This window comes from Sulfitobacter sp., assembly GCF_036961165.1.
Classification (GTDB): domain Bacteria; phylum Pseudomonadota; class Alphaproteobacteria; order Rhodobacterales; family Rhodobacteraceae; genus Sulfitobacter.
In genome coordinates, this window is sequence record NZ_JBALVJ010000083.1 from 1 (window position 1) to 12,870 (window position 12,870).

Consider the following 12,870-nt stretch of genomic DNA (forward strand, 5'->3'; position numbering starts at 1 on the left):
TCTTTGGCTAAAGATTAAAGTGTTGCGTCGACCCGTTGAAATCACCGCGCATTGCGGTCGTTCGGTCTGATCTCGATCATGACCAACGGCGGGCCGTTCGGATCAACACGCGTCCTTAGCTTTTACATGTTCGAAAAATCATTGTCAGAGTACGGCTTCAAGATGGGCTATGGCGCGGCGATCGCGGTAATCCTGTTCTTCATCATGCTAATCTTCATCAGCTATTTCCTGTGGCGCATGTATCAAGACGAAAGAGGAGACCACTGAGATGTTCCCCTCACCCATCGAAAAATCCTCCCGCGCCGTACAGGTCTCATATCAGGCTATGCTGCCCGCCGTGCTACTGCTGTGGCTGGCACCTCTAATTGCGGTTGCGCTTTTCTCGGTGCGACCGGCAGCGGATTTTACCGCTGGCAACTACTGGGGTTGGCCTTCTTCGTGGGAGATGATCAGCAACTACGGTCAGGTCTTCAACTCGTCCATGCCACGCTACATCCTGAATTCATTTCTGATCACGATCCCGACGGTGATCGGGGCCGTTGCCCTGTCGGCGATGGCGGGCTTCGCCCTTGGCGTCTATAGGTTCAAAGGCAATCTGTTTTTGTTCTTCCTCTTTATTGCAGGGAATTTTGTGCCGTTCCAAATCCTCATGGTGCCAGTACGCGACCTGACGCTGGACATGGGGCTGTACAATACCAAGACGGGGCTCGTCCTGTTTCATATCGCCTTTCAGACCGGATTCTGCACGCTGTTCATGCGCAATTTCATCAAGGCGCTGCCGGTTGAGCTGATCGAGGCCGCGCGGGTGGAAGGTGTCGCAGAATGGCGCATTTTCTGGTTCGTTGTGCTGCCACTGATGAAGCCCGCGTTGGCGGCTTTGGCGGTGCTGGTCTTCACGTTTATCTGGAACGACTATTTCTGGGCTGCTGTCCTGACCCAAGGCGAGGCTGCGCAGCCTGTGACTGCGGGGATCACCAGCTTCAACGCCCAATACCGCGCGATGTATCATCTGATGTCTGCGGGTTCGATTATCGCCGCTTTGCCACCCGTGGCAATGTTCTTTCTTATGCAAAAACACTTCATAGCCGGTTTGACACTAGGAGCCGTTAAATGACCAAGCTGACCTTTATCGGGGCTGGATCGACCATCTTCATGAAGAATATCGTTGGCGATATGCTCCACTTTGAATCCCTGCGCGACGCTGAAATCGCCCTGATGGATATCAACGAACAGCGCCTCAACGAAAGCGCTACTGTTGCGCGCAAAATGATCGCAGTGATGGGTACCGGTGCGACCGTGACCACGCATCTCAACCGCCGTGCCGCACTGAACGGGGCCGACTTTGTCGTCACCGCGTTCCAAATCGGTGGGTACGAGCCTTGCACTGTTACCGATTTCGACATCCCCAAACGCTACGGCCTGCAACAGACCATTGCCGACACGCTGGGCATTGGTGGCATCATGCGCGGTCTGCGGACTGTGCCGCATCTGTGGTCGGTTGCCGCCGATATGGCAGAGCTGTGCCCGAATGCGGTCATGCTGCAATACGTCAATCCGATGGCCATCAACACTTGGGCATTGGCAGAGCGGTTCTCTAACTTGCGGCAGGTCGGGCTGTGCCATTCGGTACAAAACACGATTCAAGAGTTGGCTCATGATCTGGATATTGACCAACGCGATATCCGCTACCGCGTAGCAGGCGTGAACCACGTGGCGTTTTTCCTCAAACTCGAAGACGACAAAGGCTCGCTTTATCCGCGCTTGCGCGACGGTTATGCGGCCGGGCGCTTGCCCAAAGCGCCTCTGCTCATGCCACGCTGCCCCAACAAGGTGCGCTACGAAGTAATGGACCAGCTTGGCTATTTCTGCACCGAAAGCTCGGAGCGTTTGGCCGAATACGTGCCGTGGTTGATCAAGGAAGGTCGCGATGATCTGATTGATACTTTCGGCATCCCGCTGGATGAATACCCCAAGCGCTGCATTGAGCAACGCGAGGATTGGGCGCGCCAAGCCGCTGAGCTGGACGGTCAGACGTCCATCCCAGTGGAAAAAAGCCACGAATTCGCGGCCGAGATCATGAACGCGATGGTGACTGACACGCCTTATGTCATGCACGGCAATCTGGCCAACACCGGCCAGATCCCGCAATTGCCAATGGGTGCTGCGGTAGAGACGCCTTGTCTAGTGGATGCCAACGGGGTTCAGCCTTCGGTCGTGACAGACATCCCGCCGCAACTGGTTGCCTTGATGCGCAGCCAGATTAATGTGTAGGAACTTACCGTTCGGGCGCTCGTTGATGAGAACCCGGAACACCTCTATCACGCGGCAATGATGGACCCGCATACTGCGGCCGAGCTGGATCTGCGCCAGATCCGCAAAATGGTTGATGATCTCTTGGTCGCGCATTGCGACTGGATCCCTGAATGGGCGCGTCAAAGGAAAGCAGCATGAGCAAACGGCGGTCCTCGAATTGGTACGGAAAGCTGGATACAGACGGCTTCATCCACCGCAGCTGGATGAAGAACCAGGGGTTTCCCGATCACCTGTTTGAAGGCCGCCCCATTATCGGCATTTGCAACACTTGGTCCGAGTTGACCCCGTGCAACAGCGGCTTGCGCGATCTGGCCGAAGGCGTAAAGCGCGGCGTCTGGGAAGCGGGCGGATTTCCAGTCGAGTTTCCGGTGATGAGTTTGGGCGAAACCCAGATGAAGCCAACCGCGATGCTGTTCCGCAATTTGTTGGCCATGGACGTAGAGGAGTCGATCCGCGCTTATGGTATCGACGGTGTTGTCCTGCTGGGCGGCTGTGACAAGACAACGCCCGGCCAACTGATGGGGGCCGCGTCAGTTGACCTGCCAACCATCGTTGTCAGCTCTGGCCCGATGCTGAACGGCAAATGGAAGGGCAAGGATATCGGTTCTGGTACCGACGTCTGGAAGTTCTCCGAAGATGTGCGCGCGGGCGATATGACCCTACAGGACTTCATGGCAGCTGAGTCCGGCATGAGCCGCTCCAAAGGGGTTTGCATGACTATGGGCACGGCCTCGACTATGGCGTCCTTGGTTGAAGCGATGGGGATGAGCCTGCCCACCAACGCCGCCCTGCCCGCGGTAGACGCACGCCGCATGGCCTTGGCCCACATGACCGGCAAACGTATCGTCGAGATGGTCGAAGAAGACCTGAAGCTGTCTGATGTCCTGACCCGCGAAAGCTTTGAAAATGCTATTCTCGCCAATGGCGCAGTGGGCGGATCAACCAACGCAGTGGTGCACTTGCTGGCGATTGCAGGCCGTGTGGGGATTGATCTGACGCTGGATGATTTCGATCTGGGGTCGGATATTCCGCTGCTGGTCAACTGCATGCCTTCTGGCCAGTACCTGATGGAAGATTTCTGCTATGCCGGCGGTATGCCTGTCATCCTGAAAGAACTCTCGGGTCATCTTCGCAAGGCGAACACCGTGCTGGGGCGCGATATCTCGGTCTACTCCGAAGGGGCAGAGTGTTATAATGACGATGTAATCTGGAGCATGGACGCGCCGCTGAAACCCAATGCCGGCATAAAGGTGCTGCGCGGCAACCTTGCTCCGCGCGGTGCGATTATAAAACCCTCTGCCGCCAGCCCCGAGCTGTTGGAGCATGAGGGCGAAGCCTATGTGTTCGAGAACATCGAAGAGCTGAAATCCACCATCAACAACGATGACCTGCCGGTGACCAAAGACAGCATTCTGGTGCTCAAAGGCTGCGGCCCAAAAGGGTATCCCGGCATGGCAGAGGTGGGCAATATGCCGATCCCGTCGAAGCTGCTGAAAGAAGGGGTGCGCGACATGGTACGTATCTCTGACGCGCGTATGTCCGGCACGGCTTTTGGAACTGTTATCTTGCATGTGTCCCCCGAAGCGCAGGACGGTGGCCAGCTGGGCCTTGTCAAAACCGGCGACCGCATCCGCTTTTCCGCCAGCGAAGGCGCGCTTGAGCTGCTGGTCTCTGACGAGGAGCTGGCACAGCGCCGCGCCGAATGGACGCCTGACGCCCCGCATTACACGCGCGGCTATGCCAAAATGTACGTTGATCATGTCCTTCAGGCCGATCAGGGTGCGGATTTGGACTTCCTAGTCGGCAAAGATACCCGCCTTGTCACCCGAGAGAGCCACTGATGACCCAGACTGCAACGTTTCATGACCTCAAAGGAAAGAGCGTATTCATCACCGGCGGCGGCGCGGGCATTGGCGCGGCCCTAACCGATGGCTTCCTTGCGCAAGGCGCGCAGGTTGCCTTTGTCCAACGCTCTGACTCCGTAGCATTTTGCAATGCGATGGAGGCCCAGCATGGCCGACGCCCGCTGTTCATCCCCTGCGACATCACCGAAATTTCCGCGCTGAAGGCCGCCATCGATCAGGCAGAGCAGGCGCATGGTTCGGTGCAGGTGCTGGTCAACAACGCCGCCAATGACCAACGTCACACCACTGTCGAAGTCACCGAGGATTTCTGGGACTGGTCCCAAGCGATCAACCTCAAAGCCTATTTCTTTGCTTGCCAGTCCGTGATGGCGGGCATGAAGAAGGCAGGCGGTGGGGCCATCATTAACTTCTCATCCATCAGCTACATGATGGGGAATACCGGTTATCCATCCTATACAACGGCGAACGCTGGGATCACGGGCATGACCCGATCGCTTGCGCGGGAGTTCGGGCCGGACAACATCCGTGTGAATACTTTGGCACCGGGATGGGTACTGACCGATAAGCAGCTTGATAAATGGGCCACGCCCGAAGCGCTAGCAGCGCATCTGGAGCGGCAGTGCCTGAAAACCCACCTAGCCCCCTCCGACATTGTTGACGCCACCTTGTTCCTTGCCTCAAAAGCAAGTCGCATGATGACAGGCCAGATGATGGCTGTAGATGGCGGCGTGGTCGCAACGGGGTAGAGTGATGAGTTTAGTGGAATGGATCGCGGTTGACTGGGGCACGTCGAACGTGCGGGTTTGGGTGTTTGGTGCCGATGATACGCTGATTGAAGAGCGGTCATCAGACCGAGGGATGGGCGCGCTCAAGCCTGATGAATTCGAGCCGACGCTGCTGGGGCTGATCTGCGACCGTCTGGGCACGGGTCGGGTGCCAGTAATCTGCTGCGGTATGGTTGGTGCGCGGCAAGGTTGGGCAGAGGCCGCCTATGCCCAAGCGCCCTGCCCACCTCCGGATGCCAACACCGCATTGCGGGTACAGGCAAACGAACCGCGCCTAGATGTGCGCATTCTTCCCGGCGTGATGCAGAAATCTCCGGCGGATGTCATGCGCGGTGAGGAAATCCAGATTGCCGGATTTTTGGCCCAAAACCCCAAATTCTTCGGCACAATTTGTTTGCCCGGGACCCACACCAAATGGGTTCAGATCAGCGCCGGAGAGATCGTCAGCTTCCGCACATTCATGACCGGAGAGCTTTTCTCGCTTCTAGGTACAAAATCAGTGCTGCGCCACAGCGTCAGTGGTGACGGTTGGTCGGACGAAGCATTTCACGAAGCGGTCAGCGACGCGATGGGAGCTCCGCAACAGGTGGCAAGCCGATTGTTCAGCCTTAGAGCAGGTGGGTTGGTAAATGAACTTGACCACGCGGAAGCGCGTGCGCGCCTGTCCGGCTATTTGATCGGCATGGAACTGGCTGGCGCGCGTGGCTACTGGTTGGGTCAGGATCTGGCATTGATCGGCGACCCCGCGCTCACCAAACTATACGGCGACACCTTGACGCGACAAGGCACACCAAGCCGCGCAATCAGCGGAAACGAGATGACATTGGCAGGTCTGAAAGCCGCGCACGCTGCCTTGGAAAAGGACGCGCTATGAGCCGGAACATCGTCGCCATTTTGCGAGGCATTCAGCCGTCAGAGGCCGAGGAACTGGCTCGAGTTCTGATCGACTGCGGAATAACCAAGATTGAGGTGCCGCTGAATTCGCCCGATCCCTTCAGCAGCATCAGACACATGGCGCGAAGCTTTGGCGCACATGCGCTTATCGGGGCAGGAACCGTCCTGACAACTGACGATGTGAAGCGGGTTCAGGACGTGGGCGGCGAACTGATCGTTTCGCCAGATTGTAACCCGGAGGTTATTGCCGCAACAAAGCAGGTGGGCATGCTGTCCTATCCCGGGGTGATGACCCCGACCGAATGTTTTGCCGCCCTGCGCGCGGGTGCGGACGGGCTAAAGATATTTCCTGGATCTCTCATCGGTCCCGAAGGCATCAAAGCCATTCGCGCTGTTTTGCCCGCAGGTACCGAAGTTTTGGCTGTGGGCGGTGCAGGGCCGGATAATTTTGCCGATTGGAAAGCGGCTGGTGCGGATGGTTTCGGCATTGGCTCGGCACTCTACAAGCCGGGGCTGACAGCGTCAGACGTACGCGAACGCGCGACCCATATCGTGGCCGAATATGACCTCGTGTTCGGCTGATGGAATGGCAGGTTTTTGATCCGCGCCAATGCTCTTTGGGTGAGGGAACGCTTTGGCACCCTGAACGCGGTCAACTTTTCTGGTTCGATATCAACAACAGCAAACTACTTAGTCAAAAGGACGGTCGACCGCTTGAGTGGTGCTTTGACAGGTATGTCTCTGCGGCAAGCTGGATCAACCGCAACGAGCTTTTGATCGCAAGCGAGAGCGACCTGTTCGTGTTCAACCAAAATACAAGCACCAGCCGTTCTTTGTGTGCGTTGGAGTCTGACGATCCCTTCATCCGCTCCAACGACGGAGGAGCCGATCCTTGGGGCGGCTTTTAGATCGGGACGATGGGCAAACAGGCAGAGCCAAGGAAAGGCCCAATTTACCGGTTTTATGAAGGTAAGGTGACCAAGCTTTTCGACGGGATCACAATCACGAACTCGACCTGTTTTTCGCCGGATCGGAACCACCCCTATTTCACCGATACTGTGAAGAGTCAGATCATGCGCCAGCAGCTTGATGCAGATGGCTGGCCCAGTGGCGATCCGGCTGTCTTCATCGACCTGACGCAAGAAGGGTTGAACCCCGACGGCTCGGTCGTGGATGCGGATGGCTGCATGTGGAACGCGCAGTGCGGCGCGGCGCGTGTTGCGCGCTATGCGCCGGATGGGGCGTTTATGTCTGCTGTGACCTATCCAGCTGAACGAATTTCTTGTCCGGCTTTTGGCGGTGACGGGCTTCCCACACTCTTCGCGACCAGCGCATCCGAAAGCATCGACACCCTATCCATGGATCAGGGCCGGACGTATCTGTGTAAGCTTGAAATCAAGGGGCAACCCGAACACCGAGTTATTCTGTGAGGCGTTATGAAACGTAGCCTTGGCACCTGCTATTATCCTGAACATTGGCCGCGCGAAATCTGGGAGGATGACGCGCGCCGCATGGCAGAGGCTGGCCTGACGTGGGTGCGGATCGGCGAATTTGCCTGGTCCCGCCTTGAACCGCAACCGGGACAGTATCAGTTCGGCTGGCTGGATGACGCCATAGAGGTTTTAGGCCGCGCAGGTCTGAAAGTGGTTCTTGGCACGCCCACCGCCACGCCACCGCGTTGGATGCTGGACAAGCATCCCGATATGCTGGCTGTGGATATTGAGGGGCGGCCACGCAAATTCGGATCCCGCAGACATTACTGTTTTAGCCACGAAGGCTATAAGGTCGACTGCGCGACAATCGTGAAAAAGCTGGCCAAACGCTATGGCCGCAATCTACATGTAGCCGCATGGCAGGCTGACAACGAATACGGCTGCCACGACACCACGATCTCTTACAGCGATGCTGCGCAGGTGGCGTTCCGTCAGTGGTTGCGCGCGCTACACTGGCGCGAGGAATGACGGCAATATTGCCGCGCTGAATGAAGCGTGGGGTAATGTGTTCTGGTCGATGGACTATGATGACTTTGACCAGATTGATCTGCCCAACCTGACGGTGACCGAGCCGAACCCCGCGCACAGCCTCGCCTTTCGACGCTTTGCCTCTGATCAGGTGGTCGCGTTCAACCGGCTGCAGGTTGACATTATCCGCGCGCATTCGGACGCGCCGGTCAGCCTTAACTACATGGGGCGGATCACTGACTTTGACCATTTCAAGGTTGGCGCAGATTTGGATATCGCCACTTGGGACAGCTACCCGCTGGGCTTTCTTGAGGATCGCGTGGGGGCGGATGCTGGACGCCAACGTCGCTTTTCCCGTCAAGGCGATCCGGATTTTCAGGCATTTCACCATGATCTTTACCGCGCTGTCGGTCGCGGGCGCTGGTGGGTGATGGAACAGCAACCCGGCCCAGTGAACTGGGCACCCTACAACCCAGCCCCCCTGCCCGGCATGGTGCGCCTATGGAGCTGGGAAGCGTTTGCCCATGGTGCCGAAGCCGTGTGTTACTTCCGCTGGAGGCAGGCTCCGATGGCGCAGGAACAGATGCACGCAGGGCTGTTGCGCCCTGACAGCGCAGACGCCCCCGCATTGGCCGAGGCACAGCAGGTTGCGCGCGAAATCGCGCATGCGCCTGACGTTGTACCGACACGAAGCCGCATCGGCCTGATCTTTGACTATGACGCCGATGCCGCGTGGACTGTTCAGCCACACGGACAGGGGCTGAACTATTTCGACCTTGTTTTCGGGCTTTATCGTGCGATGCGATCGCTTGGTTTATCGGTAGATATTCTGCCTCCAGACGGACAGAGTTTTGAAGGTTATGATCTGATCGCCGCACCCGGCGTGATGCATATGACCGACGCGTTGAAGGCAGCGCTCACCGATAGCGGCGCAGAGGTCCTGATCGGCCCACGCTCTGCCGCGCGCACCTGCGACATGAGCATACCTACCCCCCTGCCTCCGAACCTTGCGGAGCTGGATGTAACGGTTGCGCGGGTCGAAATCCTTCGTCCAGACATGTCGATCCCTCTGCAAAACGGCGGGTATATCGAAGGCTATCGCGAAATTCTCGAAACCAGCGAAACAATTCTACTGACCACCAACAGCAATGAAGCAGTCGCAGTGGGCAACGGCCCGTTGACATATGTCGGCGCTTGGCTGGATCAGACGGGCTGGCGGATATTATTGCGCGACATTTGTAAGCGGCAGGGCATCACAGTGATCGATCTGCCTGAAGGCGTCCGCATCCGCGACACCGCAACTGAACGTTTCTGGTTCAACTTTGATACCATAGCACACGATGTGGCAGGACAGGTCCTTGAGCCGATATCGGTGACAAGGCAGGATCGGCGCGCGTGATCGAGCTTTGGGGCACTGCGCCTGACGGGACAGAGTACAACGGGTGAAGATCTCGCACGGCGGATTGAGTGCTTACCTCCTGTTCTTCGGCGCGACGCTGCAGGATTTGCGGCTACAAGGCACCGATCACAGCCTCACTCTTGGCTATCCTGATTTCGAGCCCTATCTCAAAAACTCCAACTATATCGGATCGGCAATTGGGCGCGTCGCCAACAGGATCAGCGGAGCGAGCGCCTGCTTGGACGGCGACAACATCGCTCTTGATCCGAACTACCTTGGCAGACACCACCTGCATGGTGGATCAGGCGGTTCATCGCATCGAAACTGGCGGGTCCTTGAACCCTCACAGAACGAAGTCGTTTGTGGCGATGTCCTGCCAGACGGGCATATGGGTTTCCCTGGAAATCTGACGGTACTCGCGAGTTTCAGCATAGCGGACGGACACGCATTCACCATCACATATAAGGGCCGAACAGATGCGGTAACATTGTGCAACTTCGCACCTCAGTTCTATTTCAATCTCGATGGCAGCGCAGACGTCCGCCACCATCAGCTGAGCGTCGCCGCCGATCACATTTTGACTGTGGACCACGAAGGCATCCCTAGCGGCGATACCGCTGCGGTTGACGGAACCCCCTTTGATTTCCGAAGCTCTCGCCCCTTGGCTAAGGGTAAAGAGATCACCTCGATCGATCACAATTATTGCCTCGACAACCAAGGACCCGAAGGTGCTACGGTCGCGAAACTGTCCTCTTTGTTTTCTGGTATTAGTCCGAACATCCAAACATCAGAGCCGGGATTGCAGGTCTATTCTGGTTCGGGGATCTCGCACCCTAGTACGGTACAGGCCTTTGCAGGAATTGCCTTGGAACCGCAAATTTGGCCTGATGCCCCTAACCATCCCCACTTCCCAACAGCTATGCTGCGCCCCGGAGAGATGCGGCGTCAACGGTCCAGATTTGTTTTGCGAAAGCTATAGGATACCGCCGCCCCCTAGCCCAACTGTACAGACAGCCGAGGCGGAGGATGCTGAGCGACAAGAATTCTAAATTTTTCTGCCTGCGTCTGCCCAATAAGGTCCACGCAACCTCGGCTTGAAAATCTTACCGCTGTCTTCACGTGGCAAAGCATCGTGAAAATCGATGATGCGCGGCTGTTTGAAGCGCGCGAGCTTACCGTCGAGAAACTCCATCACCTCATCCGCGTTCGGTGTCCAACCCTCTGAGGGCTCAACCGCAGCAACGATCTGCTCCCCGAACTCGGGGTCTGGCGCGCCAAAAACCGCCACGTCGCGGATGAAGGGCGCACGCATCAGAACAGCCTCAATCTCGGCAGGGAAGATATTCGCCCCACCCGAAATGATCATGTCTTTTTTCCTGTCGGTGATGAACAGGAACCCGTCTTCATCGAGCCAGCCAAGATCGCCAACAGAAAAATGGCCGTGCTTTTCCGCTGCCTGCCTGCTTTCGGGATCGTTTGAATAGTCGAACCCGCCAAAGGCATCCATTCGGGCATGAATCTCACCCACTTCGCCTGCGTCCAACTTATTGCCGTCAGAATCGAGGATGAGTAAGGTGCCACCCATCTGCATGCGGCCCGCAGTTCCCGGTTTCGCCAGCGACTCTTGTGAGGACACCATGGTCATGAACCCAATCTCGGTCGCGCCATAGCTTTCCCAGAATACCGGCCCCCACCAATCAATCATCGCTACTTTCAAATCATGCGGCCAAGGCGATCCTGTAGAGACGCAATATTCGATGGATGACAATTCGTAGCGCGCCTTTACCTCTTCAGGCAGCTTGAGCAGGCGGCTCATCATTGTGGGCACAAGATAGATATGGGTAATGCGCTGCGCCTGAATGGTCGCGAGAAAGGGCTCAGGATCGAATTTCGCAGCGACAAATGTTGATACACCCTCTGAAACCAGCGCCGCGCTTGTCAGCGTCGAAGAGGCAGAGTGATAGATCGGGGCGGCCGTAAAAAAACGCGATCCCGGCTTTAGCTGCATCATTTCGGTACCCACTCGCGAAAGGACCAGCTCGAAATCCCTGCGCGGACCGGACCCCACGCGGCGGACACCTTTCGGTGCGCCTGTCGAGCCGGAAGTGTAGCGCATCAGCGGACGCATCATTTCCCGCTCTGCCAGCGGTGGTTGCGCGTCCACAAGAGCAGCCCATTCGGGGCAGTTCTCCCCCGCAGCAGCGGCATCTGCGTCGATGGCATACGCAGAGCAAAGCGATGCCCCCGGGGTCACTCCAATGACAGTGCGCCCGCTCAACGCGGGCCTCAACCCTTCGATCAGATCACGGTGAATGATAACGAATTTCGCGTTACTGTCGTCACAGATCGCCTTCACCTCATCGGCAGCGCCGTGCCAGTTCAAGGCCACGATTACTGTACCAGCCAGAGCCGCTGCACGCATCACTTCAAGCTGTGTCACATCGTTGCGCATTATGACGGCAACAGGCACGTCAGCACCGGCACCCAGAGCGATGAGAGCGCTCGCTCCTTTAGCACATCGCATGTTGAAAACGTCACGCGGTAGCTGCTGATCAGCATCAGCGATGAAAGCTTCTGACATCTCGTATCTCCTTAACGAAATTAACGACACAGCCTACCAAACACTACTGAATGACCAAGGATCATCGCCAAACGCGACACATGCGTTTCGGCAATTGCGCATATCGTTCGTGTCTAGCCACCCACTGGCAAGCTCATGTATTTCAAAGACTACTTTCCGATAGAAGCTTGTTCAATGGCTTTTAAAGCAGCCTAAAGCTCAATACGGATATCGTGAATCCAAAGCTTTGGAGGGCGCGACAGCACGAAAACCACCACGTCTGCCAAGTCATCCGGTTCTGTAAAAATGTGATTTGGCACGTCTTCACCGGCTTTCTCGAACATCCTTGTGTTGGTCCCTGACTGGTAAACACCTCCGACGCGCACGCCTGTGTTCTCCTCGTCCGCCTTGAGAACTTCTGTAAAGCCGCGCACACCGTATTTCGTCGCGGTGTAGACCGACTGACCAGCCTGCGCGACCACGCCAGATTTGGAGACTACGTTAAGAATGATGCTTTCATCGTTTGACCGCAGTGCTGGAAGCGCAGCTTGGGTGAACTGCATCAGCCCCGTCAGGTTTGTTTGTACGGTTGCCTGCAGCATCTCTGGCGCGATTGTATCAAGCGGTCCGGTCTTGTGCCAGATACCCGCATTGTTGATCAAAATATCCAGCCCGCCAAAAGTTGCCGTTACTTTCGACACAGCTGCATTAATCTCGTGAGGGTTTTGAAGATCACAGGCGACACTGACAACTTCCACTGCGCCTGCTGCAACACACTCCGCCTTCACTTTGGACAGACGTTCAGCGTTACGTCCAAAAATTGCGAGACGCGTGCCGGTTTCTGCCAGTTTCAAGCAGATATGCCGCCCGATACCGTCGCTGCCGCCAGTGACGATGACACGTTTGTTCTTCAGATCCATAGTTTTCTCCTGTGTGCTCCACGGCTCTATTGCAATATAACCGCTGATAAAACCTGCAGTAGGAAACATAGAGCCGTATTGCCTGCCTCGGTAATCCCCCCCCGAAACTGAGGGGATGCGGAAGTAGCATTTTCTCGGCAAGATATCTGAGGAGATTTTGATGAAGATGACGA

At 56.7% G+C, this 12,870-nt stretch carries 9 protein-coding genes and 3 pseudogenes; 10 read left to right on the plus strand and 2 right to left on the minus strand.

From position 1 onward, the window contains the following. Nucleotides 1-48: 48 nt before the first annotated feature. The 10 genes and pseudogenes from V7730_RS19670 to V7730_RS19715 form a co-directional block, all read left to right on the plus strand. Nucleotides 49-267, plus strand: a pseudogene (locus V7730_RS19670) (sugar ABC transporter permease); the annotation flags it as partial. A gap of 1 nt (nucleotide 268) precedes the next feature. Further along, nucleotides 269-1,114 carry a carbohydrate ABC transporter permease gene (locus V7730_RS19675; RefSeq protein ID WP_335749280.1) on the plus strand — a complete coding sequence of 282 codons (846 nt, stop codon included), beginning with the start codon at nucleotides 269-271 and terminating at the stop codon, nucleotides 1,112-1,114. Continuing rightward, a complete protein-coding gene (locus V7730_RS19680; protein WP_443070256.1) occupies nucleotides 1,111-2,271 on the plus strand; it encodes an alpha-glucosidase/alpha-galactosidase in 1,161 nt (386 codons plus the stop codon). Before V7730_RS19675 ends, V7730_RS19680 begins: the two co-directional genes overlap by 4 nt. A gap of 176 nt (nucleotides 2,272-2,447) precedes the next feature. After that, entirely contained in the window at nucleotides 2,448-4,154 is a 1,707-nt protein-coding gene (locus tag V7730_RS19685; RefSeq protein ID WP_335749281.1) for an IlvD/Edd family dehydratase, read from the plus strand. Further along, on the plus strand, nucleotides 4,154-4,924 hold the full coding sequence (locus V7730_RS19690; protein WP_335749282.1) for an SDR family NAD(P)-dependent oxidoreductase: 771 nt from the start codon (nucleotides 4,154-4,156) through the stop codon (nucleotides 4,922-4,924). The genes V7730_RS19685 and V7730_RS19690 overlap by 1 nt, the downstream gene beginning before the upstream one ends. Nucleotides 4,925-4,928: 4 nt before the next feature. Further along, a complete protein-coding gene (locus V7730_RS19695; RefSeq protein WP_335749283.1) occupies nucleotides 4,929-5,837 on the plus strand; it encodes a 2-dehydro-3-deoxygalactonokinase in 909 nt (302 codons plus the stop codon). After that, on the plus strand, nucleotides 5,834-6,439 hold the full coding sequence (locus tag V7730_RS19700; protein ID WP_335749284.1) for a 2-dehydro-3-deoxy-6-phosphogalactonate aldolase: 606 nt from the start codon (nucleotides 5,834-5,836) through the stop codon (nucleotides 6,437-6,439). The genes V7730_RS19695 and V7730_RS19700 overlap by 4 nt, the downstream gene beginning before the upstream one ends. After that, a pseudogene (locus tag V7730_RS19705) lies at nucleotides 6,439-7,287 on the plus strand (SMP-30/gluconolactonase/LRE family protein). Before V7730_RS19700 ends, V7730_RS19705 begins: the two are co-directional and overlap by 1 nt. Before the next feature lie 6 nt (nucleotides 7,288-7,293). Then, nucleotides 7,294-9,217, plus strand: a pseudogene (locus V7730_RS19710) (beta-galactosidase). A gap of 43 nt (nucleotides 9,218-9,260) precedes the next feature. Next, nucleotides 9,261-10,196 (plus strand): aldose epimerase family protein, encoded by a 936-nt coding sequence (locus V7730_RS19715; RefSeq protein WP_335749285.1) that lies wholly within the window; start codon nucleotides 9,261-9,263, stop codon nucleotides 10,194-10,196. A gap of 66 nt (nucleotides 10,197-10,262) precedes the next feature. On the opposite strand, the gene V7730_RS19720 is transcribed toward V7730_RS19715, so the two are convergent. Continuing rightward, the gene (locus V7730_RS19720; protein WP_335749286.1) at nucleotides 10,263-11,798 is read right to left on the minus strand and encodes an AMP-binding protein; all 1,536 of its coding nucleotides are present in this window, start codon (nucleotides 11,796-11,798) and stop codon (nucleotides 10,263-10,265) included. Nucleotides 11,799-11,989: 191 nt separating this feature from the next. Beyond that, complete coding sequence (locus V7730_RS19725) at nucleotides 11,990-12,697, minus strand: SDR family oxidoreductase (RefSeq protein ID WP_335749287.1); 708 nt, start codon at nucleotides 12,695-12,697, stop codon at nucleotides 11,990-11,992. Between the last annotated feature and the right edge of the window lie 173 nt (nucleotides 12,698-12,870).

Coding starts and splice junctions, on each gene's coding strand:
- V7730_RS19720 (WP_335749286.1), bottom strand. CDS start 11,798: ATGTCAGAAGCTTTCATCGCTGATGCTGATCAGCAGCTACCGCGTGAC.
- V7730_RS19695 (WP_335749283.1), top strand. CDS start 4,929: ATGAGTTTAGTGGAATGGATCGCGGTTGACTGGGGCACGTCGAACGTG.
- V7730_RS19725 (WP_335749287.1), bottom strand. CDS start 12,697: ATGGATCTGAAGAACAAACGTGTCATCGTCACTGGCGGCAGCGACGGT.
- V7730_RS19700 (WP_335749284.1), top strand. CDS start 5,834: ATGAGCCGGAACATCGTCGCCATTTTGCGAGGCATTCAGCCGTCAGAG.
- V7730_RS19675 (WP_335749280.1), top strand. CDS start 269: ATGTTCCCCTCACCCATCGAAAAATCCTCCCGCGCCGTACAGGTCTCA.
- V7730_RS19680 (WP_443070256.1), top strand. CDS start 1,111: ATGACCAAGCTGACCTTTATCGGGGCTGGATCGACCATCTTCATGAAG.
- V7730_RS19685 (WP_335749281.1), top strand. CDS start 2,448: ATGAGCAAACGGCGGTCCTCGAATTGGTACGGAAAGCTGGATACAGAC.
- V7730_RS19690 (WP_335749282.1), top strand. CDS start 4,154: ATGACCCAGACTGCAACGTTTCATGACCTCAAAGGAAAGAGCGTATTC.